The organism is Singulisphaera rosea, from assembly GCF_054877945.1.
In genome coordinates this window covers 1-22,718 of record NZ_JBTYIP020000031.1, presented here as the reverse complement: position 1 = coordinate 22,718, position 22,718 = coordinate 1, and the positions used below count along the sequence as shown (strand labels likewise).

The 22,718-nt window shown below is 66.0% G+C and carries 20 protein-coding genes; all 20 read right to left on the bottom strand.

From position 1 onward, the window contains the following. Positions 1 to 15: 15 nt before the first annotated feature. Entirely contained in the window at positions 16 to 513 is a 498-nt protein-coding gene (locus ACYOEI_RS33770) for a hypothetical protein (RefSeq protein WP_462854501.1), read from the bottom strand. Positions 514 to 588: 75 nt separating this feature from the next. Next, entirely contained in the window at positions 589 to 1,062 is a 474-nt protein-coding gene (locus ACYOEI_RS33765; RefSeq protein WP_462854500.1) for a DUF4365 domain-containing protein, read from the bottom strand. Positions 1,063 to 1,071: 9 nt separating this feature from the next. Further along, positions 1,072 to 1,542: a DUF4365 domain-containing protein gene (locus tag ACYOEI_RS33760; RefSeq protein ID WP_462854497.1), complete on the bottom strand. Its 471-nt coding sequence runs from the start codon at positions 1,540 to 1,542 to the stop codon at positions 1,072 to 1,074. A gap of 184 nt (positions 1,543 to 1,726) precedes the next feature. After that, positions 1,727 to 2,701 (bottom strand): archaeosine biosynthesis radical SAM protein RaSEA, encoded by a 975-nt coding sequence (locus ACYOEI_RS33755; RefSeq protein ID WP_462854495.1) that lies wholly within the window; start codon positions 2,699 to 2,701, stop codon positions 1,727 to 1,729. Between the two features lie 271 nt (positions 2,702 to 2,972). Next, positions 2,973 to 4,352, bottom strand: coding sequence for an asparagine synthase-related protein (locus ACYOEI_RS33750; RefSeq protein ID WP_462854492.1), 1,380 nt, complete (start codon positions 4,350 to 4,352; stop codon positions 2,973 to 2,975). Between the two features lie 276 nt (positions 4,353 to 4,628). Then, positions 4,629 to 5,519, bottom strand: coding sequence for an RnfABCDGE type electron transport complex subunit D (locus tag ACYOEI_RS33745; protein ID WP_462854490.1), 891 nt, complete (start codon positions 5,517 to 5,519; stop codon positions 4,629 to 4,631). Continuing rightward, positions 5,516 to 7,351, bottom strand: coding sequence for a CRTAC1 family protein (locus tag ACYOEI_RS33740; protein ID WP_462854487.1), 1,836 nt, complete (start codon positions 7,349 to 7,351; stop codon positions 5,516 to 5,518). Before ACYOEI_RS33740 ends, ACYOEI_RS33745 begins: the two co-directional genes overlap by 4 nt. A 19-nt stretch (positions 7,352 to 7,370) precedes the next feature. Beyond that, positions 7,371 to 10,883: a CRTAC1 family protein gene (locus tag ACYOEI_RS33735; RefSeq protein WP_462854484.1), complete on the bottom strand. Its 3,513-nt coding sequence runs from the start codon at positions 10,881 to 10,883 to the stop codon at positions 7,371 to 7,373. Positions 10,884 to 10,885: 2 nt separating this feature from the next. Then, positions 10,886 to 11,725, bottom strand: coding sequence for an ABC transporter ATP-binding protein (locus ACYOEI_RS33730; protein WP_462854481.1), 840 nt, complete (start codon positions 11,723 to 11,725; stop codon positions 10,886 to 10,888). After that, on the bottom strand, positions 11,719 to 12,768 hold the full coding sequence (locus tag ACYOEI_RS33725; RefSeq protein WP_462854479.1) for an ABC transporter permease: 1,050 nt from the start codon (positions 12,766 to 12,768) through the stop codon (positions 11,719 to 11,721). Before ACYOEI_RS33725 ends, ACYOEI_RS33730 begins: the two co-directional genes overlap by 7 nt. A gap of 181 nt (positions 12,769 to 12,949) precedes the next feature. Then, the gene (locus ACYOEI_RS33720) at positions 12,950 to 14,149 is read right to left on the bottom strand and encodes an ABC transporter substrate-binding protein (RefSeq protein WP_462854476.1); all 1,200 of its coding nucleotides are present in this window, start codon (positions 14,147 to 14,149) and stop codon (positions 12,950 to 12,952) included. Between the two features lie 173 nt (positions 14,150 to 14,322). Continuing rightward, entirely contained in the window at positions 14,323 to 14,721 is a 399-nt protein-coding gene (locus tag ACYOEI_RS33715) for a hypothetical protein (protein WP_462854473.1), read from the bottom strand. A 103-nt stretch (positions 14,722 to 14,824) separates the two neighbouring features. After that, on the bottom strand, positions 14,825 to 16,168 hold the full coding sequence (locus tag ACYOEI_RS33710) for a carboxymuconolactone decarboxylase family protein (protein WP_462854471.1): 1,344 nt from the start codon (positions 16,166 to 16,168) through the stop codon (positions 14,825 to 14,827). A 30-nt stretch (positions 16,169 to 16,198) separates the two neighbouring features. After that, positions 16,199 to 16,621, bottom strand: a complete 423-nt coding sequence (locus ACYOEI_RS33705; protein WP_462854468.1) for a hypothetical protein — start codon at positions 16,619 to 16,621, stop codon at positions 16,199 to 16,201. 1 nt (position 16,622) lies between these two features. After that, positions 16,623 to 17,618: a DUF1559 family PulG-like putative transporter gene (locus ACYOEI_RS33700; RefSeq protein ID WP_462854465.1), complete on the bottom strand. Its 996-nt coding sequence runs from the start codon at positions 17,616 to 17,618 to the stop codon at positions 16,623 to 16,625. A 32-nt stretch (positions 17,619 to 17,650) separates the two neighbouring features. After that, positions 17,651 to 17,899, bottom strand: coding sequence for a hypothetical protein (locus ACYOEI_RS33695; protein ID WP_462854463.1), 249 nt, complete (start codon positions 17,897 to 17,899; stop codon positions 17,651 to 17,653). Positions 17,900 to 18,595: 696 nt separating this feature from the next. Continuing rightward, complete coding sequence (locus ACYOEI_RS33690; protein ID WP_462854460.1) at positions 18,596 to 19,435, bottom strand: HEAT repeat domain-containing protein; 840 nt, start codon at positions 19,433 to 19,435, stop codon at positions 18,596 to 18,598. 312 nt (positions 19,436 to 19,747) lie between these two features. Continuing rightward, positions 19,748 to 21,349 (bottom strand): TolC family protein, encoded by a 1,602-nt coding sequence (locus tag ACYOEI_RS33685; protein ID WP_462854457.1) that lies wholly within the window; start codon positions 21,347 to 21,349, stop codon positions 19,748 to 19,750. A gap of 86 nt (positions 21,350 to 21,435) precedes the next feature. Next, the gene (locus tag ACYOEI_RS33680; protein ID WP_462854455.1) at positions 21,436 to 21,927 is read right to left on the bottom strand and encodes a hypothetical protein; all 492 of its coding nucleotides are present in this window, start codon (positions 21,925 to 21,927) and stop codon (positions 21,436 to 21,438) included. A gap of 103 nt (positions 21,928 to 22,030) precedes the next feature. Beyond that, positions 22,031 to 22,456, bottom strand: coding sequence for an SEC-C metal-binding domain-containing protein (locus tag ACYOEI_RS33675; protein WP_462854454.1), 426 nt, complete (start codon positions 22,454 to 22,456; stop codon positions 22,031 to 22,033). Positions 22,457 to 22,718: the final 262 nt, after the last annotated feature.

Below are 22,718 nucleotides of genomic sequence, written 5' to 3'. Positions count from 1 at the left end.
TCGCCCCTCTCTCGATCACCTGCGAGCCCCCCGTCCGTCGAGATCGCACCCATCGGTCGAGCCCGACGGAACTCCTCCCACAGGCTCGTACGACCCGATCCCGATGAGACCGCCGAGAATGGCCCCCAGCGGCCCGCCGAAGAAAATGCCGAGGAGGACGCCAGACTTCGCATGGACACCAAACGGTGACGCCGACCCAAGCCCGGCCCCTGCGATGCCCCCAAACGACGTCCCCGCCAGCGCCCCTGCAACTCCCGCAGCGAGCTTCCCTCGGATCCTCGCCTTACCGGAGACGGCGGCAACCAAGGCGAAGGCGACAATCCCCAGGGTAAACGTCGTCCAGAACGCCCGATCTCCCGCGGGGGAAGGCCCGAAAGTGAAAATCTGTAGATAGTCTGTAATAATAGACAGTGTCAGCGTGATGGGGATCAGGCCCGCCACGGCCCCAATCAAGGCACGACCGAGGAAGCGGGTGGTCCGGGCGAGTGCATGAAAGATTTGGAGACCACCCATGTCACGGTCCCCAGAAGGACGCAGCCGAGCGTCCCGGTTCGGCCCATGTACCTCGACCCAAGGCCAAAGTGGACCTCACGCAGGCATTAATTGCCGTGTTAGTACATGATACCACGTCTTTATCCGATCGATGATGTCGCCGACCGAGGCGGAGTCGAGCGGATGGAATGTCCCTGTCTCGTGGGACCTTAGCGTGGCGCCCTTCGCCTCGAGTTGCGGCTCGGCGACCCATGCGTAGAACGCTTTGTTTTCTCGGACGTTCACCACGAAGACGCACACCGGCAAGGAAATCGGGTGATCACTTCCGCGGAACAGCGTCTGGACGTTCGGCATCCAGTCGCTGGGGTCGGATGACATGGCCCCCTTCACCTGCACCACAAAGAGTTGAGTCGACAGGGGATCGCTCGAGTCGATCTCGACGAGGAAATCCAGGCGATCCTCATGCTTCCGTTCATCAAGGACGCGAACGTCTTTATGGGAAGTGAGCAGTACCCCAGCCAACGCCTCGCTTCGTTCCGTCACGAACCAGGGCTCGTTTGTGATCGACATCCTTCGCTCCTATTCCCGGAATCGCGAGTTCGTGACGGTCACGTTCCGGCTCGACCAGAAGTCGATGACCTCATCCCTGAGTCGCTCAAGCACGGCACAGTCGATCTTAAACCGAGTGCTCAAACTTGCCACTTTGTTCCGCGGCTCGTTCACGGACAAGAGAAATCCAACGCCGACTGCGTTCGCATCGATCCCAACCAGGTAGGTTGGTGCCGGAAAGGCGACCATGCGGTCGATGTCATCCTGCGTAACCCGCGCTCGCAGACGGTTCTCCTCCGTGGTATAGCCCAGTCGGGTGCTCTTGACCTGTATGAAGAAGAAATACGATGGCCGGTCCACGACCTCGACGATGTAGTCGAACGTGGGATACTGATCTCCCAGGAACCGGGGTCTGAAGAATGGGCCTTCACGTCCGCAAAGGTCGGTGATGAGGAGACTGAACAGCCACTGCCCACGTTCCCCGATATCCTCTCTGGCCACTTGCTCACCTGCTTACTGCCCCAGGAGCACCGAGACCATTTTACCGCGAGGATAGCCACGATTGCACCAATCCGTGTCGGCCAAAAATTCCGACACACTCCCAAATTATTACAAACATGAATTTTTTCATTTAAACAAATAGCAAATTCCATTGGACGGTGAATCATGGGCGATATCCGCCCGGCTACCTAATTCGACGGCACTGGTCGCACAGAATCGGCTCAGGGATAGTCTGCGTCCGATTCATCTCCGAGAGACGGTTTATGCGGGCATTGTCGCACGAGAGGCATCTAGAGAAGGTCTGGATGTCCCAAAGGTCGGCGAAGACGCGGCCGAGGCGGAGGGAGAGGCCGTATTCGAGGGCAGCTTCGAGGGCGAGGAGGGAGGGGGGGGTGAATTCGCCGGTCGCGCGAAGGGCGTCCAGGGCGCCGTTGCCAGGGCGGGTGGGGATGAGGGAGCAGGTGGAGGCGCCGCAGGCGAAGGCGAAGTCGAGGGAGCGCTTGGCCCATTCGAGGCCCTCGAGCTCGGAAAGCCAGGGGGGGCGGACGAGGATGAAGACGCGGAGGGAGATCCCATGATCGGTCAGGAACGTCGCGGCGCGGCGGAACTGGTCGAGGGTCATCCGCTTGTTCAGGCGGGCGAGGATCTCGGGGTGTGCGGTCTCGAGGCCCAGGGCGACTTCGAGAGGACGGCCGAGACTCTGCTGAAACTCGAGGATGCGCTCGCCGACGAGGGCGGGGTGGCACTCGACGATGGTGCGGAGGAAGGGGGAGGCGAGGCGGGTGATCTCGGGGTATTCGGAGAGGGGGATGGCGCGGGGGTCGAAGAAGCTGCCGGCGTTGTAGAGCTTCAGTTGAGACTGGGCGGGATCGATGTTGGGGAGGCGTTCGAGGGCGTGGCGGATCTGGGCGGCGATGGCACCATTGGAGACGGTCTCCTCCAGCGTGTTCTGCCAGAGGTCACACATCAGGCAGCGCCAGGGGCATTCGCGGTTGGTCAGGAAGATCGTGGCGACGTCGACCGGCGAACCCCCGGACGGCCCCGGTTCCTGCTCGGCGAGGAAGGCGTAGGGACGCCAGGGGTCGAGTGGGTTTCGAGGGGACCGGCGGTCGAGGATCCAGCGGTCCCGCGCGGCGGGAGAGTCGGGATAGGTCGTCATGGACGGGGCTCGCGCGGGACGGGGACGGTGGGCGGGATTAGGGCATTCTCGCAGGCGCTACGGAGGGAAACGGGGACTGGCTCCCGGCCAGGTCGGGCCCGATTCCTCGCGCATTGATGTCGAGGCCGGGTGCCTGTCCCCGTTTCCCGGGCCGTCGCCGTCCGCTGCGGCGGAAACGGGGACAGGCACCTCCGCTGCGCTGCGGAGCCAGTCCCCGTTTCCACCTTTGCTCATAACTTATGAACACGTTCTTCATCGCGCCAACTGCATATTAGTCGCTGGAGACGGGCATCGCGTTGCCCGAGACCCGCTCGGCGAACGGGGACCATGCGGCCTTGAGGCGATCCTCCCACTGGCGGAGGAAGACCTGGCGGCACCAGGACTTGCTCACCTTCCAGCGGCGATAATTGCCACCGGCGCCATCCTGGAAGCGACGCTTGGGGAAGATCGGCATGCGGATGCCGGTGACGGCCTCGACGCCGGCGCGGACGACGTCGGACTTCAAGGTGTCGAGCCGCGAGGCGTCGCCACCGAGCCAGGCCTCGAAGGGCATGGCCGCCGCCTTGGCGATGACCCGGCGGGTGGTGAAGGGGCTGAAGGCCGAGAAGCCGAGCTTCTGGGCGGGGGCGTAGGTGCGGGCATAAGAACGCGAGAGGCCCCCCGAGTAGGTCAGGCTGTGCTTGACCGCGTCGATGCCCCAGCCCTCCTGGTAGAGCAGGGGGTTGCGGAGGACGCTGGAGATCGTCAGGTCGGAGTCCTCGAGCGGGTACGACTTGAGGTTCTCGTCGCCGCCGTCGCCGTCGAGGAGGTAGCGGATGGACGAATCCCGGTCGCGGATCGCGCCGAGGAGGGCGAGGGCGGTCGCGGCGCACTCGACGTCGAGCGGGTGATAATCCTCGATCGTCGCGATGGCCCCTTCGAGGTCGGGGATGACGCCATCGAGCGAGACGCGCTCCCACTGGGCTTCGAGGCCGAGCTCACGCACCCACTGCTCGGCCTGCACGGCGTCCTGGCCGCCGCCGAGGTCGAGGGTGTAGGCACGGACCTTGTTCGGGTCGCGGCCGAGGTCGGCTAGGGCCTTGCGGGCCAGGAGGAAGGTCGAGCCGCTGTCGACACCGCCGGAGAAGCAGACGGCGATGGTCTCACCATCCGGCACGCCGGCGATCCAGTCGCGGGCCGACTCGTAGGCGGCCTGGACGTAGGCGGCGCCGGCGACAGCGTGGTCGTCGGGCCCCTGGGCAATCTCGGGGTTGAAGAAGCGGTGGTAGCGCGGGATCGGGTCGGGACAGCCGACCTGGTCGACCTCGACGAGGTAGTGAGCGGGGATCATCCGGGTATAAAGGGGGTCGAACTGCCAGCCGATCTTCAGCTCGCAGCAATAGTCGTAGAGGCGGTCGATCCGGTCCGAGACGAGGAGGTAGGGCCCGTGGTAGCGCTTGGCGACGAAGTAGCGCAGGGGGAGCCCGATGGTCCTGGCCAGGCGGACGGTGTGGCCCTCGCGGGCGACCGCGGCGAAGTGGCCGTCGGTCGAGGCGAGCCGATCCATGTCCTGCCGGAGGACGGCCGACTCGACCTCCGAGATCGTCGCCCCGGTCAGCCCCGACTCGCGAGATCCGATCAGGTCGTCCAGCCTCTCGACGCCTTGCAGCATGGTTCGATGCCTCTGTCCAAAGGAAATTCGGATTCTTTAGCCACGGATGGAACACGGATAAATCAGGGGATCGGAAAATCTATCAACAGATGACGCAGATGGACACAGATTAAATCTTTAATAAAATCTAACAAAATTTATTGCGAATTATCTGCGTCAATCTGCGTCATCTGTTGATCGTCCTCTTTCTTCATCTTATCCGTGTTTCATCCGTGGCTAAAAGTCTTTCGCCCTCAACCCGGTTGTGAAGAAAAAACCGGGTTGAGGGACAAAAACTCAGCCCGCGGGGGGCGCCGCCGGCGCATGGGGTACGGGGAGCGCGGGCTTGTGGCGTTGGTTCCAGAGGATCTCGACGATGTTCGCCGCCGGGCCGACGAGGAAGAGGGCGTAATACGGCGCGTGGACGACCCGGTTCAGGCGGAGGATCATCTCGGCCAGTGCGACGAGGAACGCCACGACGCACTGGCCCCACTTCGTCCGCACGGTCGTCTTCGGGTCGGTGATCATGAAGAAGACGAAGAGCTGGTACATCGGCCCGGTGATCGGCGCGACCTGAGCGAGCCAGGGGTCGCCGGTGGCGGCGCTCCGCACGAAGGAGAGGGCCAGGAACGAGAGCACGTAGGTCGCGCAGATGTGGAACCGGCGGAGCCGCCAGATGATCAACGAGCCGATGGTCCAGACCACGAGCATCGGCCAGAGCGTGTTGCCCCACTGGACGCTGAGCGTCGCCACCGTGGCCGGGGCGAGGAGGAGCATCGTGCTCACGCCCAGGTTCGAGGGGTTCCAGATGTGCCGCCCGTGCCAGCGGATCGCATACTTCGACGCGATCGAGATCAGGCTGCAGAGGGCGTAGGGCCAGAACGCCGGCGAGCGGATCAGGATCCCGACGCTGATCCCCGAGATATAGGCGCTCGCCAGGTGGGGCCACTGGCCGACGAGCAGCCTGGCGAGGACCAGCTCCATGCCCATGCTGCACCCGATCGCCAGGGCGGTCCTCGAGTAGCTCTCGAGGAAGCCGTAGCCGAGCTGGCCCACCAGGAGGATGCAGGTGATGAGCGCGGGGGGGAGGTAGCGGTTATCGAATGAAAAAATCTTCCGCCACCGATGGGTCGCATCCGGCGAGGGAGGCGGGGGCGGCGTCTCGATCAGGGTGCTCGTCGCGCTCATGACTCCTCCACCGTATGGACTCGCCCCGTCGCCGGGGCCGGGATCGTCTGTTCCTTGCCGGAGGGCCACCGGATGACGGCCTTCTCCACCTTCGGGTCCTTACCCAGGCCGAAGTGCAACGGGCGGGGGTTCTGGGCCGAGTAGCCCGCGCCCCCCGAGACCTGCTGCAACTGCTCTCGCCCACCCCAGAAGACGCGCACCTCCGCGCCGATCGCACTCTTGCCGGACGCCTTGCCGCGGAGGTCGAAGCCGATCCAGCCATTTTCGGGAGAGACGGTGTTCTTGTAAACGAGCAGCGGCCCTTTCTGGTTGGCGACGACGACGTCGAGCACACCTCGGTTCCAGAGGTCGACCAGGACGACCGCCCGGCCGTCGTGGAGGTCGTCGTAGCCGACCGCCTGCGCGACGTCGGCGAAGTGCCCCGCGCCGTCGTTCAGCCAGACTTTTTTCTGCTGGTAGCCCGAGAGGCTCTTGCCCCCCATCGCGGGCCAGTTCTTGGCGTCGGAGATGATCGAGTTGTGGCCGCCGGCGATGATCGAGTAATCATACCAGTAGCTCGAATTCTTATCCGCCGAGATATACCCGTTGGTGAGCACGAGGTCCTGCGTCCCGTCGTTGTTCAGGTCCCCGAACTGGGCCCCGAAGCTCCAACCCCCCAGCTCGACGCCCAGCTCGTGGGCGAGGTTGTCGTATTCGAGGTGGTCGCCCGTGGTCCCCTCCCTCGGCACCCAGAGGTTGTTCCCCTGGATCAGGACTCCTTCCTCGGAGATGTTCGTCACGTAGAGCGAGAACTTGCCCTGGTTGAAGATGTCGCCGAAGCTCACGTTCATGCCGCTCTTGGGGGCGTATCCCACGCCGGTCGCCTTGCCGATCTCGCGGAAGTGCTTCCCCTTGTCGTTGGCGAAGAGCTCGGAGACGCCGTAGTCGTTGGCGACGACCAGGTCGGGGTAGCCCGTCCCGCGCAGGTCGGCGGCCGCGGCGCACAGGGCCCAGCGGCGGCTCTCCAGGCCGGTCGCGGGGGCGACGTCCTCGAAGTGGCCGTCCCCCTTGTTGCGGAAGAGATACTTCCTCCCGCCGTTCTGGGCGTACTCGAAGCTCTCGGGCATCACCTTCGTGGTCGAGAGGTGCCAGAGGTCGAGCTTGTCCTCCCAGTAGCCGCCGACGAACAGGTCGAGGTGGCCGTCACGGTCGAAGTCCGTCCAGGTCGCGCAGCCGACGTTGAGCCACGCGGGCAGCCCGGCGGACTCGGTGACTCGGGAGAACGTCTTGCCCCCCTCGTTGCGGAAGAGCTCGGGACGGCCCCACTTGTAGAGAAACAGGTCTTCATATCCGTCGTTGTCGTAGTCGCCCCAGACGGCGCCGACCGACACGCCGGTCCCGGCCCGGTTGACGTCCGCGATGCCCAAAGGGCCGGCCACGTCCTCGAAGGTGCCGTCCTGCTTGTTGCGGTAGAGCCGGTTGAGGCTCCCCTCGCCGCTGTTGGTGACGTAGAGGTCCTGCCAGCCGTCGCGGTCGACGTCGACGGCCGTGACCCCTGCCCCCATCGAGGCGATCTGGGGCATGATGTGGGCGAGCTTGGCGTCGAAGGTCGGCGCCTGGTGGACGAAGTCGATTCCGACGGACTTCGACACCTCGGTCAGCCGGAAGCCGTATCGCGACGAGCCGGCCTTGGGATCGTCCTGCGACGACGATCCGGACGACGAGGACGAATGCGAGGACGCGAGGCCGGGAGCCGCCTCGCCCGTGGTCGAGCGGCCGTTGAACACGATGACCGAGACGATAAGGCCTACGAAGATGATAATCGCCGCGACGCGGCCGGAATTACCTGACATGAGACACGACTCCGATCCGCTATGGAGTCGCGACAGACCGGGGCCGCAGCCCGTCGCGATAGACTTGGGGGGTGATGAAACGTGTGTGGTATCGTTCCCAGTCGTCCGGATGCTCGCGATAGACGGGATCATCTTCCAGGGCGCCCGGCGGCGTGTCATAGGCCGGCCGTGAGTGCGAAGGGAGCGGCAAGACCGTCTTCGAGAACGCCGTGTTGTAGTCGCCGTCCTTATTCCAGCCGTCGCCGATCAGGACGAAGTCGCGGACCCAACCGTTCGGCGGCGGGGCTTCGGCCGGGAACCGCAGCGTGACCTCGTCCCCGGCGTTCGCGATCACGTAGCGATCGTCGACCTTTTCCAGCAGCTCCGAGACGTCGCCGAACCGGGTGTAGAGCCCGATCAGGTCATTCCAGCGCTGGGACCTACCCGTCAGTATATGGTATTGTGGGACCTCCGGCGAGCTTGGATCGGCCTGGGTCATCAGCGAATACCCGCGATGGGCGAGCTGCGCGGTGCTCGGCGCGATCCGGCGGGTCTTCAGCACCGACGGATCCTCGGCCGTCGCGACCGACAGCGCGTCCCAGTAGACCTCGAGGTTCGTCCGGAGGCGGAGCTTCTTCGGGGCGCCCGGGCGGAAGACGCCTTCGAGGTCGATGAGGATGGTTTTGTTCTTCCCGGCCGGGAACCCGAGGTCGTCGCGGGCGACGGCCCAGGTCCCGTCGGCGTTCGGGACCTCGAGCGAGAGCCCACGCGGGGCCTCGTGGCTCCCCTGGCCGAGCGCGACGTTGATGGAGCTGTCGGTCGGGTGGATCCACCCTTCGGCGACCAGGACGAGCTTCCGGCCCTCGGGTGCTTCCTCGCCAACATCAACCTCGACCCAGTGGTCTCGCGTCACCCCCTGATAGTAGCCTCGGCCGAACGTATCGAGGAACTTTCCGTCCCGGGCGCGAATGAACTCGGTGACGTCGGCCCCCTTGTCGTCTCGGGCCGAGGCCACCGGTCGAAGGGGGCTGGTGAGGTGAACGGCCAGGGCGGGGGGCTTGCGGGCAAACCGCTCGTCGACGAAGACCTCGGTCCCTTTGGGGTGGTCGACCACCATCAGCGAGACGTGATCCCAGTAGTGGGTCTCCCAGAGCTCGGCGGTCAGGCGGATGTCATAAGCGTTGTCGGGAGGGCCGAGGGGGGCGAGCTGGTCGCCTCGGATCTTGACCCAGTCTTCGGTCTGGCCGACGCCGGCGGTGTCCTGGGCGTTGATCCGCAAGCCCAGCGGCGAGCGCCAGAGGAAGTCGGTGACGAAGCGGACCTGCGACCCGTCGAAGGCGTAGACGAACGGGCAAGACCCTTTGAGCCGCTGCTCGGCGAGGATCTCGCGATTCGCCTTGATCGAGAATTCGGCCTGCATGGTGCCGTTGGGCCAGACCACTCGGGCGACGTCAGCCAAGGTGTGCGTGCCGAGCCCGAAGTGGACGACCGGGCCGGTGACGAGTTGCGTCTGGACGAGCAGGCCCGCCCGGATCTGCACCTCGCCGCCGACTCCGAACGTGTTGATCCGGCCGTCGCCGAAGACCCGAGCCGCTCGGGGGCGGATCACCTGCCAACCGTAGGGCTTCGAGCCTCGGGCAAGGGCCCGGACCGCGCGGCCCTCCCGCGAAAGGCCGGCGAGGTCGAGCCGGCCGTCTCCATTCAGGTCCGCGACGCCCGAGGCCCGGACCTCGGGCGGAGAGGGCAGGGGGATGAACCCGCCTTTGCTGTCGTTGAGCCACGCACGCGTCCCGTCGATGCCCGAGACGACCAGGTCGACGCCGCCGTTGTTGTCGAGGTCCGCCGAGAACAGCTCGACCTCGCCGGGGCGGGGCGAAGGAGCGGTTTTGCCCGGCTCCTTCGGGGTACGGACGACGTCAGCCAGTTCCCAGCGAGCCCCGTCGTCACGGTCCGAGAGGCGCCGGATGCCGTCTGGCCCGAGGAGGATCAGGTCCATCACCCCGTCGCCGTCGAGGTCCGCGACCCCGAGGGCTCCCTGTACGCCGAGGGCTTCGGGGAGGGCCCGGGACCGAAATCGGCCGGCTCGCTCGTTGTCGAGGACGGTCAAAATACCCTTGTCGTCGAGGAGGGCGGCGTCGGGGTCGCCGTCGTGGTCGAGGTCGGCCCAGGCGAAGCCGCGGAGGTTGGCCACGGCCTCGAACGCCTTGGTCGGCTCGAACGTCCCGTCGCCCCGGTTGCGGAGCACCTTCGTCGGGCCGGCTCGAAGTCCGAGGACGAAGTCGAGGTCGCCGTCCAGCTCGACGTCGGCCACCCAGACGCCGAACGCATCGACCCCGAGGACATCGGGCCCGAGCTTGGTCGCTCCCGTAAGGTCCTCGAACGTCACCCCCTCCTTCTGCTTCAGGATCCGCACCCCCCCGGCGCCTGCCAACACGAGGTCGGGCAGGTAGTCGGAGCTCCAGTCGACGACGGCGACCCCCCGGGTCGAGGGAGCAGTCGCCGGGGTCCCGGCGGGGAATGGGGAAATCACGCCCGAGCCGTCCGCCTTTCGCAGCTCGCCCCCCTCGACCTCGAGCATGACCGCCGGGCCTTCCTTGGGAGTCGGCAGCAGGAAGACGCCCCTCGACTTCTTCGACGAGTCCTTGCCGAGCGGCTCCGAGGCATACGTGAGCGCCTCGTCGGGCGGGGAGGGGGTCGGCGAGGGGACTATCAACCGGAGGAACTGTCGGAGCGGCTCGCCGACCGTCCCGGTGGGCAGGGAAAGAGTGCTGATGCTGCGCCGGAACTCGGGGACTGTGACCAGGACGTTGCGGAGCACGGCCACGCGAATCGTCGCCGCGCGGGGGTTCCCCCCGCCCGCGGCGTCTGCCAGTGCCTCGTACTGGCGTTGGACACTCGGCGGCCAGGAAGTTGACGGCTCCTTGAGCCGCTGCACGACGCCGGCCAGTGCCTTGGCGTCGCCGAGCTTGGCGGTCAGCCGCGCGCTGTCGAGCAAGGCCGACAGATTCTTCGGGGCGATCTCGAGGATCTCCCCGAGCGCCTTGAGGGCCCCCACGTCATCTCCCCCCTGACGCTCCAGCTCCTGGACTAGCGAGTACCGAGACCGGAGGTCCCTCGGGTTGATCTGGATCGCCCGCTTCAGGTGCTCGACGGCCTCGGCGAACCGACCCCGGCGCTGTTCGAGGATCGCGAGGAGCGCCTCGATCGGCCCGTTCTCGGGGGCGAGCTCGTGGGCCTTCGCCAGGGCTTTCGCGGCTTCGTCGAAGTCGCCGAGCCGGATCTGAACCAGCCCCAGGTCGGCCCAGGCGGCGGGCTCCTGGGGCACGATCCCCGTCGCGCGAGTCAGGGCGTCCTTCGCGATCGGGACCGCGTCGGTGTCGAGCGCCGTCACGCCGAGGGAGAACGACGAGACCATTTCCTCGTAACGGGGCGAGCCCGGGCCGGGGAGGCTGTCGGCCGCCTCCGGGGCGGAATAGATCCACACGCCGGCCAAGCCCACGAGTACCACGAGGCCCAGGGCCAACCCGGCCAACAGCACCTTGCGACGGTTCATCGTCACTCGCTCCCACCCGTCGAAAGGCCGACGGCGACGCCCGGTCTGTCGGAGTGCCCCTCGCCCGCGAAGTGGAGCATCTCCAGGATCTCCGCGCGGAGCCCGAGGAAGCGGGGGTCGTTGCGGTGCCGGGGACGTTCCAGGGAAACGTCGATCTGGCGGTCGATCCGTCCCGGCCTCGGGGTCATGATCACGATCCGGTCGCTCATGTAGAGCGCCTCGTCGATGTCGTGGGTCACCAGGATCATGGTCGTCCGTCGCGCCTGCCAGATCCGGATGACCTCGTCCTGCATCCGCATCCGGGTGAACTGGTCCAGGGCGCCCAGGGGTTCGTCCAGGAGCAGGACCTTCGGGTGATTGATCAACGCCCGCGCCAGGGCCGCCCGCTGGGCCATGCCCCCGGAGAGCTGGTGGGGGTAAGCATCGGCGAACGCATCCAGGCCGACGAGCCGCAAGTATTCCTCAACCTCGCCGCGGTGCCGGCGGAGCACCCCTCGCGCCACCAGGCCCGACTCGATGTTCCTCCGAACGCTCTTCCAGGGGAAGAGGCTGGGGTCCTGGAACATCAGCCCGCGTTCCGCGCCGGGCCCCTCGATGAGCTCGGAGCCGACCTGGAGCTCGCCCGAGTTCGGTGCGTCGAGCCCGGCGATCAGGCGTAGGAGGGTCGACTTGCCGCAGCCGCTGGGACCGATCAGGGCGACCATCTCCCCTTCGGCGACATTCAGCGAGAGCCGGTCGAGCGCGAGCATGGTCGTCCCATCGTCGGCTCGGAAGGTCTTGCTGACGTCGCGGAGCGACAGCGAGGAGGGACCGCTCTCGGTCGATACCGCGGGGCTCACCACCGGATCACGCCTTTCTGCCAGCCGAGGAGCCGGTCGCGGACCTTGAATAGGGCCGTCATCAGCCCCGAGAAGAAGACGGACATGATCACCAGGGCCGCGTAGACGTGGGCGTACTCGAGGTAGCCCTGCTTCCACTTGAGATACCAGCCCAGGCCGGACGAGACGCCGAGGGTCTCGGCCACGATCAGGGTCAGGAACGCCGCGCTCAGCCCCATGAACAGGCCGAGGAAGATGCTCGGGAGCGCCGCGGGGAGGGCCACGCGGAAGATCAGGTAGCTCCGGCCGGCCCCCAGGGTCCGGGCGACGTCGAAGTACGAGGCCGGCACGTTCGCGATCCCCGACGACGTGAGCATCGTCACCGGGAACCAGACCGCCAGGGCGATCAGGGCGGTCCCGGAGAGGAAGGCCGTGGGGAACATGACCATCGCCAGGGGGACGTACGCGGTCGCCGGGATCGGCCCGAGCGCCTTGAGCACCGGCATTCCCCAATATCGCACCGCGCGGAACCACCCGATGAGGATCCCGCACGCCAGGCCCATCGACACGCCCAAGGTGTACCCACTCAACAGGAGCCGCAGGGAGTGATAGGCACTCAGGGCCAACGGCGAACGGTCCTCCCACATCGCAAGGAGGATCCAATCCGGGCCTGGAAAATAGGGCATCGGCATCCAGGCCATTTTCAGGGTCGCGAAGTCCCAGAGCAAGAGCCAAAGGATCGCTCCCGCGAAGAGCGGCGTCCGGTGCTTGGCCCAGGAACCTGCCGCCCCGCCCGCCCATTGCATCACGGGGAGGATGAGCGAGACCACGACTAACGCCCCCAGGAGCCCGGAATACAGCCGGATCGGCGGGGGCAATTGGGCGTTCGGTAATGCGACGTGGACGAGCAAGGCCAGGGCCGCCGCCCCCAAAGGCGCGAGTGCCCGTGCCTTCGAGGTCGCAGCCTTGGCCGGACGTCCCCCAGCCCCGATCGTCCGGACCACCGGGGCAGCCCCCTCGACCGAGGCTTCCAAAACTTGCGCACCCAAGGGATCCATCTTGATCATTTGATTTCATGGGGTGGGCGATGCCCACCAGGCCTTCCGGAATACCGCTGGGCATAGCCCACCAGGCCTCCCGGAATACCGGTGGGCATCGCCTACCAGGCCTCCCGGAATACTGGTGGGCAATACCCACCCTACAAAACAAAACACAGATCCACTCGCTTGCGCTTCGGGCTTGTAAGGCTCAACGTCCGCAGAGTTCGGAGCCCTCGCCGTGCTCGCAGCCGACGCAGCAGAGGAAATGGGAGTCCTTCTCCCGGGCGAGGAGCGCGGCGAACCCGTCGGCGTCCATGACGGGCGGGCGACCACCCCCGGCGATCTGCTCCACCTTCAGACCTTTGATCCAGTCATCCGAGACCCCGTCCAGGTCGATCCAGGCCCGCTTGGCCAGCTCGACCGGGTCGGTCGAGGGGTTCAGCAGGCCGGCCGTCTTCATCTCCTTGGCGGCCAGGCCGATGCTCTCCCGGCATTGCGAGACCCCCGGCATGTACTTGAGCTTGCCGATCGCCTGCGCATTGAGCTCGGCCGAGGAGGCGACGTACTTCTTCTCGACCGCCAGGTTCGCCGCGGCCGACGCATTCTTCTCGACCCAGAGTGCCCCCTTGAGCAACGCCCGGGTGACCTTCGCGGCCCCCGCCGGATTGCTCTTGGCGAACTTGCCGCTGACGACCGTGGCGCAGCAGTATTCGTCGCGATAGGGGGCGTCGACCGCCTGGTCGGCGATCGTGCGGACCTTCCCCTGCGCGGTCAGGATCGAGCCGAGGGGCTCGGAGTCGGCCACGGCGTCGACTTGTCCCTTCTCGATCGAGAGCTTCATCAACTCCGGGGCGACCACGACCCAGTTGACGTCCTTGCGGGGGTCGAGGCCCGCCGCCGCGAGCGCCCGACTGGCGAAGAGGAACGGCGGGCTCCCCATCGTCGGGATCCCGATCGTCTTCCCCTTGAGGTCGGCCACCGACTTGATCGGCGAGGTCTCGCCGGTCTGCACCCGCAGGCAGCCCGAGTGGACGCCCCCGGTGATCTTCACATCCAGGCCCTGCTCGATCGGCTTGAGCAAGTACATGATCAACGTGTAATTGGCGTCGAACCGGCCGAGGCCGAGGCCGTCGCGGAGGCCGTCCCAGTCCGTCTTCACGAACTCGACGTCGAGGCCCTCTTCCTGGAAGAAGCCCTTCTCCTTGGCGACGAACATCGCGGCCTCGCACGTCAGGCCGAGGTAGCCGATCTTCACCTTGGCGGGACCGCCCGACGCCTGCGATGGCTCCGAGGGCTTCCCCCCGCCACATCCGGCCGCGAAGGGCGCGAGGCAGGCAGCCGCGAGCAAGGCTCTCGACATCGACAAAGCGAAGGGTCGGCGCAGGACAGGTCGGCTTGGCGTCTCCATCAGCTCGTCTCCGGACGGACAGGGGCGTCTTCTTCTTGTTTCGGACCGATTCGGAATCACGCCGGGTCTAGTCTAACGTCCCGGCATCGCCTCTTGGTACGCCACTCGCGGACCGGCGCCGCGCGAGGGGGGATCGGGCGATTGGCTCGCCGATCCCCCGGCGCACGGATCACTTACTTGCTCAGGATCTTCTTCTGATTGGCCAGGATCTCGCGCTGGTTGGACATGATCTCGCGGAGGTCCGAGGCCAGGCTGTCCTGGTTGGACAGGATCTGCTCCTGGTTGCTCTGGATCGTCGCCTGGTTGGCCACGGCCTTATCCAGCTTCTCTTGATTGTGCTGGATCGTCTCCTGATTCGCCAGGATCGTCGCCTGGTTGGCCACGATCTTGTCCAACTTCTTCTGGTTGTGCTGGATCGCCTCCTGGTTCGCCAGGATCGCGGCCTGGTTCGAGACGACCTTGTCCAGCTTGGCCTGATTCTTCTCGATGACTCCTTGGTTGCCGAGGATCTTCTCCTGGTTGCCCAGGATCGACTCCTGGTTGCTGATCACCGCATCATTTCCGGCGGACATGAGAGAGGGCTCCTGGTGCGGAAAACGGTCCAAGACATGGTCACGCGATTGTTCACACCCGGCGCGGGTGCCCCTGTGTTCGGTCCCCGACGTCGAGCGTTCGTCACTCCTCCAGGCGAAGGCCCGCCGCCTCGGTGAGCCGGTCGAAATAGGCGGCCTCGGTCACCTGGAAGACGATCTCGGCGACTTCCTTGTCGGGGAAATGCTTCCGCAGCGCGGCCAAGTCCGCGTCGTCCACGAGGGCGGGGTCGACCGTCAGCTTCTTCGCGAGCGAGAGCACAGCCCTCGTCTTCTCGGGGAGGGCGCCGACGTCGGACCGGTCAAGGGCGAAGATCGCGTCGTCGTCCTGCCCCAGGGCGGCCAGGCGGGCGCGAGCGTGGCCGAGGGCGTACCAGGCCCGGTCATTGCGGGCGGCGACCCAGGCGATCTGGGCCCGGAAGAGCGGGGCGAGCCCCCCTTTGGTCTCCGAGGCAAGGTGCATGGCCACTCGACCCGGGCCGACCTTGGGGAAGGTTGCGAGTAGTCGGACCCACTGGAGCCGCGGGTCGACCGATCCGCGGCCCATGACTTCGCGGGTCCTGGCCTCCGCGACGAGGGGAAGCCTCGGGGTCCGAGAGCGGCAGGCGGACAGGGCCTCCTCGACCTGCGACCGAGACTCGAGCGCCGGTCGCCCGGCGGGCTTGGCGCACTTCTGCCCCGATCGTCGGCCTTCCAGGTCCAGCGGGGCCTGATGGCTCAGGGCGTCGCGATACTTCGTCGAGGTCGGGGTCAGATAGACGCGATGTTCTTCCTGCGGGATCCGGAGCGCACCGGTCCACCGGTTCATCGCATTGAAGTTGGCGACCGCGTTGACCATCTCCAGCACCTGGGCGTCGGTGTAGAACCGTCGGACGGCTTCGATGTCGGCGTCGGTCATCCGATGTGGTTCATACGTCAGCTTGCGGGCGAGCGTGAAGGCGGCGCGATCCTTCTCCGTGGCCGCGGACCAGTCACCGTCGAGCTCGGCGATCTGATCGTCGTTCATCCCCGCGGCGGCGAGCTTCGACTCCTGGTGACCCATGCAATACGTGCAGTTATTCGCACGCGACACGATCCAGAAGAGCGTCGTCTGGGAGCGATAACCGAGGGTCATGGCCGGGTCGTCGCCCCGGAGGTTTGAGACGTCGGCGAGCTCGATCGGCAGGTAGAACTTCCGCGTCCGGCCGTTGTTGTAGACGGACCAGTCGGCCCCCGACCAGTTGACCTTGGCCAACTTCGCCTTGTCGGCCTCGCTCATGGGAGGCAGGGGGAGCCTGGGCGTGTTGTGCTTCGAGGCTTCGAGGAACGCCTTCAGCTCGGACCGGGTCGCCGGGACGTCCGGCGGCCCTTCCCAGGCATTCGTCCGCGCCGCGAAGGCGAGCACGAGGATCGCCGGGAGCGTGTGGACGACCTTGATTCGTGCGGGCATGGGCGGAGATCCTCTCAAAAGGAGTCGGAGTCAGTCCTGCCGGATGACCGAAGCCGTCGGCGCCGTCGTGATGTTGAAGTAGACGCGTTTCTTGGTGGCCTTGCCCGACTTCTCCTTCAGCGAGAGCGACGCCGGGCAGCGGAGCACATCGCCGACCAGTTGATCCTTCGAGTCGACCTCGTAAGAGACGAGCTGGAGGCCCGCGACCCAGTCTTCGTCGGCGACCCGGATCGGGGGCGACTGCTCAGCGAGCGAGGCGCTGGTCTTCCCCTCTTTCCAGGCGTCGAGCGCCTCGCGGAGGACGGTCCGCCCTTGGGCGGCGTCGACGGGGGGCGCGACATCACGTCCCTCGAGGCCACAGCCGGAGATCAACACCACCGGGACGAGGAGCCGCGCGCGGCCGGCAAGCCGGCCTCGCACCGTCCGGGTCAATTGCGGCATTCCGTTGACCATCTCAGTACGAGTCCCCGCTGATGATCTCACCCCCGTTGCGCGAGCCGAGCGCCCGCCAGACGGTGATGTCCGTGGTCGACTTGGCGAATCGGACCGAGCCGTCCGCCATGCACATGTTGACCCCGCCGGGATGGAGACTGTTGGCGTTGGTCATGATCCGCAAGGGGGGGAACATGCACGAGCGGGCGTTCACCCGGCCGGTGTGGGAGTACGACGACACCGAGTGGTAGAACTGCGTCCAGGGGCCGCCGACGTTCGACACCCGCTGGAAGGTGAGATTCTTGCTGTCGATGGCCTGGCACTGCGAGACCGCCTCGTCGGAGGTCGCGGGGTAGGTCTGCGGCCAGAAGGTGTCGCCGAGCTCGGTCACGATGTTGTTGTCGAAGTCGCCGAGGCAGTGCTCGCTGAACGCGGCGGTGTTCGTCGTCCCGTCGGTGATGTCGCCGATCCGGACGAGCATGTTCGAGAAGTAGATGCCGTTGGGCGGCGGCATCGTCGTGTTCACCTTGCTCGGGTCGCTGTCGTTATAGCCATAGACCAGGCTGTTCCCCTGGCTGCCTCGGTAGCTCGTCCCCGCCCAGTTGGAGACCGGGATCTTCTGGCGGGGGTCGGACGGGCAGACGAACGCGTTGACGTTCGTCGTCGTCACGGTCGAGTTCTGTGGGTCGGACCACACGAAGCTGAAATTGACCGAGTCGAACAGGCTTTTCTGCTCGATGTACGGCAGGAACCGGGTGTGCGGCGACCACTGGATGGTGGAGGTCGCCGTCGGGGAGATGATGCTCAGGCCGCACCAGGGGAAGCTGTTGTTGGAGTCGTGATAGTTGTGCATCGCCAACCCGATCTGCTTCAGGTTGTTGGTGCACTGGATCCGACGCGCGGCCTCACGCGCCGCCTGGACCGCGGGCAAAAGCAAGGCGATTAACACGGCGATGATGGCGATGACGACGAGCAACTCGATCAAGGTGAAACCGCGGCGGAGGGCCTTGGCCTTCATGATTGATCCTCGGAACACGTTGGGGAAACGAATCAAGGGACGATGGGCACGGACTCGCACGCCGATCGCGACGCGAGGGGGCGATGCCGGATGAGAGGCGGCCGGCATTCGCGCTCCGCGAGGTCGACCCGGATCAATGGCCGTGGCGTGCGTTTCGGGCCCGCGAACCCGGCCCGAAGGGCCGGTGACGCGAGGACGACGATCGTCGGTGTCAGGCCGGCCTGGGGAGGACACCGCGAGCGTCCCAACGCACCGTCTCCTTCGACGGGCGCAGAGCGCATCCTCGGCGATCCCAGGCGGTCAGCCGGCGAACGGGGTGAGACGAGGTGGATGGAAGATGGGGTCGCTCGAAGGATTCGGCCGCCCCTCATGGTCGTCACGCGAGCCCGGTGACGCGGAGGGGGCCGAAACGGGAGCCGGGGCGTCGATCAACGCCCACTGGCTCACGATCCTGGGAGTGGCGATGGACGGGGGCGGCGTGGGCAGCCCCGAGCGTCCCGAGCAAGATGGCCCCGTGCACTCCCCTCGGCGATTCTCGCGCGGGGCGGGTGACGGCACATCGAGTCGGTCTGGAGGAGGTGTCGTCGTTCCGACGGCCTTATCGGGCCGGAGGAGTTCCAGCCGATCGAGCCCATCCGGCAGGCCCGGCCCGTGCGAACAACCCGCCTGCGCCACCCCTGGCGCGAACACAACCCCGATCAGGAGGGCCACAGCCGCTCCGACGAGGTGTGATCGCATTCGGTGCAACACAAACGACATGGGCACGCGCGAGACTCCCACGCATGGGGGAAGGACAACGATGCAATCAATCGTGCAGACTGTCGCCCAGACGTGATGAAAACGTGACTGTTCCTGCCGATGAGAGAGTCTACGCGACCCGCGAATCGCAGGGCAAGCGAGTTTTGAGGGTCAATGTCGAAAAACATCAACACCCCTCGGCCGTCACCGTCGACGGTTTCTTTAAGACGGTGAAGGCCTTAAGGCGCCGTTGTGGTCTTATCGTACTCCGGCTCGAGCGACTCCAGCTTCTCGGCGGCCCAGCGTCGTATTTGTGGATCGCTCTCATTCATGGCGGCGCGGAGCGCGGCGGTGACGGTCGGGGGAGGGGCAATCTCGAGGAGGAGTTCCGTCGCGTATCGACGCCGTCCCGCATCCTCGTCCCCGACGAGCGTGCTGATCCCGGAGATCAGCGCGGTGTCGGCCCCGTTCGTGCGGGCATAGTGACGCGCCATCTGCCGAATGTGTTCATCCATGGGGTCCGTCGCCGCGAGGGCGATGACGGGCACCGCCAGGCGAGGCTCACCGAGCTTGAGCAGCGAGACCGCGGCGATCAGGCGATTCTGCGGATCGACATCCTCGCCCGTCGCTCTCCCCAAGGCCGCGACCACCTTCGCATCCTCATCACCGCGTCCGTCGGGAGGCTCCACGAGGCCGAGCACGGCGAGCGCCGAGTAGCGGACCCCACGGTCCTTGTCGCCGACCATCCGCAAGATTGCCGGGACCGCCCTCTTGGCACGCGTCCCGTGGGCCCCCAATCCCGAGATGGCGCTCTCGCGCACCCGAGGGCTCGGATCCCCGAGCGCCCCGATCAAGATCCCGATCGCCTCATCCGCTTCCCAGGACGGCACATACCCGAGCCCCCCGACCGCCTCTCGCCTCAAATACGTCGGCTGGTCCGCCCGAATCTGCCGAGCAATCCGCCGAGTCGGGCTGAAGACATACAACCCGCCCCACACTGCCACCGCCGACAGGGCGATCACCCCCACCAGCGTCGAGAGCCGGAACCGCAGCCGCAATCGAGGCCTTATCAAACCCATCCCAGTGACCACCTCGTCATGAACCTCGAGACACGGGCTCCCCTTTAGATCTGACAATTGTCATGATGCGATCTCCATCCGTCAAGAGGACCAGCGTAACGAATTACGTCTGGGTTACACCCAACGGCCAGAGCCTCGAGACGGCCTTTTACAAGCCCGAAGCGCAAGCGAGCGAATCTCCCTTCGAAAGATCGAAAGAGTTTCACTCGCTTGCGATTCGGGCTTGTATTGGTGTGATGCAACTCGAAGGTTAAGCGCCCCAATCAGTGCTGTCGGCCCTCATTGTGGAGAGGTGAGGGGGAGGGGCGGGCCTCAGGGCATCATTCGAACGCCGACGGCCGTGTTGAGGTCGAGCATGCTGCGCCGGTAGCGCAGGACGGCGTCGCGGTAGAGCCGGGCCGAGTCGGCGTCATCGTCGAGTTGGTCGAGGTAATCGCCGATTTTCAGGTCACCGGAGAGGACGCCGGCGGTCGCTCGTCGATGCGCGTCGCGAGACTGGCCCAGGACCGTGCGCTCCACAAGGCCGAGCGCCTGGCACGCGGAGACGAACTCGCGGTAGGCTTGCCGGACTTCCGCGGATACCCGACGTTCGAGGGCGGCGACCTCGGCCTGGGTCTGCGTCAGGTTCGTCCGCGCCTTGGCGATGTTGCCCTGGTTGCGGTTGAAGAGCGGCAGCGGGACCGTCACGCCCAGCCCCCACGACCGGCCGCTCAGCGCCTGGAACGGGCGGTCGTCCTGGTAGCTGATCGGGTCGTAGAACAGATAGACGTCTTCAATTCGGTTAGCCTTCGCCAGGTGGACCTCGGAGTCGGCCCGACGGATCCCCAGTCGGATGGCGACCAAGTCGGGACGCATTGCCTTGGCCTCTCGGATCACGTCCTCGAGCGGGGGCAGCGGCGGGTGGCCGATCCGGAGTCGGCCGCGGGGTTGGAGCCTGGAGACCTCGTCTTCGGGAAGCGCCAAGAGCAAAGCAAGGGCTTCCTGGGCGTCGGCCAGGGCGTCGCGTGCGTCGTCCAGGGCGGCCCGGTTCTCGCCGAGCTCGATGACCAGTTGGTCGTCCTCGAGCGGAGTCAATTGGTTCGGACCGGAGCGGCGGCGGATCTTCTCGAGGAGGGCTTCCTCCCGGCCCACAACCCGTTCGAGGGCCACGAGGCTGATCCGCGCCGACTGGAGGTCGACGAACGACCGATAGAGATTGCCGATCTGCCGCCGCGCCACGTCCTGGAACTGCGCCTCGAGGACACGCTTGGCGGCGCAGGCGACCATGACGCGCGCCTGTCGTTTGCGCGACACATCCATGGGATAGGTGATATTCACGTCGTATTGCGTGGGGCCGCCGGGCCGTCGCGAGCTGAACGAGCCGTAGGGGATGAACTGGGTGTCCACGTAGAGCAGGGGGTTGTTGCGGAGCCCGGCGGTGAGGATATCGGCCTGGGCTTGCGGCAGCTCGTAGCTGATCGCGAGGACGTCGAGATTGGCCTTTCGGATCCGATCGATGGCGGCGTCGAGGTTGAGGCCGTCGGCGGGCCCCTCGTCGTTGACCAGGTCGCCGACGTCGCCGGCCGGCGGTTGGTCCCCTTCCTGGGGCGGCTCGACGCCCGGGAGGGGTTCGGGAAGCGCAGCTGGGCCCTGGACGTTGGACCTCGAGAACCCCCGGGCGCCGGGGCGGGCGACCCGGCCGGCTCCCCGCCGACTGCCGCCGATGATCCCGGTCCCGAGCGAAGTGGGTTGCGGCTGGAGGGCTCCCGGCGACGTCGGCAGGCCCGGATCCATCGAGCCCGGTATCGGCCCCAGGTCAGGGCGCTCGATCAGCGTCCCCGACGACGGGGCGCCGGAGTCCTGGCCTCGCGAGATTCCCGTCGCAGCCCAGGCCGAGAACAGGAACGCGCCGAGGAGAACCGAACGATGAGTCAATGTCGTCCGCCTCACTGCGTCCTCGCGGACCGGTCGCGTCGTTTGCCAAGATCACGGTGGCTCTTGCCTCACCGGTATCGACCAGCTCACGACCACAAATCAAGCACGACCGAAAAAATCGATCCACCAACTTCGGCGGGCGCACCCGACAAACTACGGCCAAAATCGCACGGAATCCAAGGAACTAACATGTTTGGTTTTTGATTGATCCTGCAAGCCATCTCCCGCCGAAACCTCGAGCCGATGCGTTTTGCCGGAGGGCTTGGCCCGAACATCTCAGCGCCGGCTACGGCCACGACGCCCGGCCTTCGGCTCTCACCAGGCCAGGATGCCTCGACGCCGCAGCCAGGAGGCGCCCCACCAGAAGAGGAGTTCTCTGGGGCGTTGACCACGAGGGCGACGATCACGGTGGCAAGACCGCGGCCCGTCCACTTGACGAGGGGCGTGACCCAGGAGACGAGGAAAGGGCCAATCGCCGACGCAGCGCCGACGGTGGCGACGGCGGAGGCTGCTGCAAGGAGGCAACCGGTGCCGGTCGCCTCTCTCCCCTCGACGACGTAAAGTTTGAAGCGGCCCATCGGCTCGACTCCGCAAATCCCGGAGCTTCCGCTCCGAGGTCGGACGACGCGACCGGTATCCGCCAGACTTTCGTTGGCCCCCGCCGGGCGGCCGGCAGCCCCATCAACGTCGCTTCTTGCCGCAGCAGAACTTATATTTTTCGCCGCTGCCACAGGGGCACGGAGCATAACGATCGGGACTTGCGGGTGCATTGACCTGGGCCGTCGCCCTCGGCGATTCCGACGGCGAGTCATCCGCCCCCCAAAGGCCCGTCGTACCACGCCGGTGGAGCCCTGGAAACATCTGCTCGTGACGCCGGATCATGGGCTCGATGACGGAACGGTGGAAATCGTCGAACTCCGCATCGCCCATGTTAAAATGTGTCCTAAGCTCATTGAGTAGTGACTCTCGTTTGTCTTCCGGGAGCAGAGCGAGGTTGTAACAGCATTGGCTGATCGACATCGCCTTGTTCAACTGTTCGATAGAACCATCCGTCTTGTCGATCAGTGGCTGGGCATATGCCACGATCGCCTCTGCAATGGCACCCATGAGCGTGAATCCTCCCTATCGTCGTGCCGATCGATCGTCCAAAAGTAGCAGACCTGACATGCTTAAGTCACCCAGGAAGGGGTTCGACGTCCCAAACTGAGGCCCCAAAACCAATCCAACGCCGATTAACCTCGAAACCTACGTTCCGCACATCCGGCATTCAATTTCTCCGAATTTCCGGCGGTCGCCACGTCAGCGGTTATAAGCCGCCGTCATTCGCAACAGGCTCAGGAGCCTGCGCTGCAGCGGACTCAGTTCCGTC

Excerpts from the sequence above, each read along its gene's own strand:
- ACYOEI_RS33770 (WP_462854501.1), bottom strand. The coding sequence starts at position 513 with ATGGGTGGTCTCCAAATCTTTCATGCACTCGCCCGGACCACCCGCTTC.
- ACYOEI_RS33765 (WP_462854500.1), bottom strand. The coding sequence starts at position 1,062 with ATGTCGATCACAAACGAGCCCTGGTTCGTGACGGAACGAAGCGAGGCG.
- ACYOEI_RS33755 (WP_462854495.1), bottom strand. The coding sequence starts at position 2,701 with ATGACGACCTATCCCGACTCTCCCGCCGCGCGGGACCGCTGGATCCTC.
- ACYOEI_RS33750 (WP_462854492.1), bottom strand. The coding sequence starts at position 4,352 with ATGCTGCAAGGCGTCGAGAGGCTGGACGACCTGATCGGATCTCGCGAG.
- ACYOEI_RS33745 (WP_462854490.1), bottom strand. The coding sequence starts at position 5,519 with ATGAGCGCGACGAGCACCCTGATCGAGACGCCGCCCCCGCCTCCCTCG.
- ACYOEI_RS33740 (WP_462854487.1), bottom strand. The coding sequence starts at position 7,351 with ATGTCAGGTAATTCCGGCCGCGTCGCGGCGATTATCATCTTCGTAGGC.
- ACYOEI_RS33735 (WP_462854484.1), bottom strand. The coding sequence starts at position 10,883 with ATGAACCGTCGCAAGGTGCTGTTGGCCGGGTTGGCCCTGGGCCTCGTG.
- ACYOEI_RS33725 (WP_462854479.1), bottom strand. The coding sequence starts at position 12,768 with ATGATCAAGATGGATCCCTTGGGTGCGCAAGTTTTGGAAGCCTCGGTC.
- ACYOEI_RS33720 (WP_462854476.1), bottom strand. The coding sequence starts at position 14,149 with ATGGAGACGCCAAGCCGACCTGTCCTGCGCCGACCCTTCGCTTTGTCG.
- ACYOEI_RS33715 (WP_462854473.1), bottom strand. The coding sequence starts at position 14,721 with ATGTCCGCCGGAAATGATGCGGTGATCAGCAACCAGGAGTCGATCCTG.
- ACYOEI_RS33710 (WP_462854471.1), bottom strand. The coding sequence starts at position 16,168 with ATGCCCGCACGAATCAAGGTCGTCCACACGCTCCCGGCGATCCTCGTG.
- ACYOEI_RS33705 (WP_462854468.1), bottom strand. The coding sequence starts at position 16,621 with ATGGTCAACGGAATGCCGCAATTGACCCGGACGGTGCGAGGCCGGCTT.
- ACYOEI_RS33700 (WP_462854465.1), bottom strand. The coding sequence starts at position 17,618 with ATGAAGGCCAAGGCCCTCCGCCGCGGTTTCACCTTGATCGAGTTGCTC.
- ACYOEI_RS33695 (WP_462854463.1), bottom strand. The coding sequence starts at position 17,899 with ATGCGCTCTGCGCCCGTCGAAGGAGACGGTGCGTTGGGACGCTCGCGG.
- ACYOEI_RS33690 (WP_462854460.1), bottom strand. The coding sequence starts at position 19,435 with ATGGGTTTGATAAGGCCTCGATTGCGGCTGCGGTTCCGGCTCTCGACG.
- ACYOEI_RS33680 (WP_462854455.1), bottom strand. The coding sequence starts at position 21,927 with ATGGGCCGCTTCAAACTTTACGTCGTCGAGGGGAGAGAGGCGACCGGC.
- ACYOEI_RS33675 (WP_462854454.1), bottom strand. The coding sequence starts at position 22,456 with ATGGGTGCCATTGCAGAGGCGATCGTGGCATATGCCCAGCCACTGATC.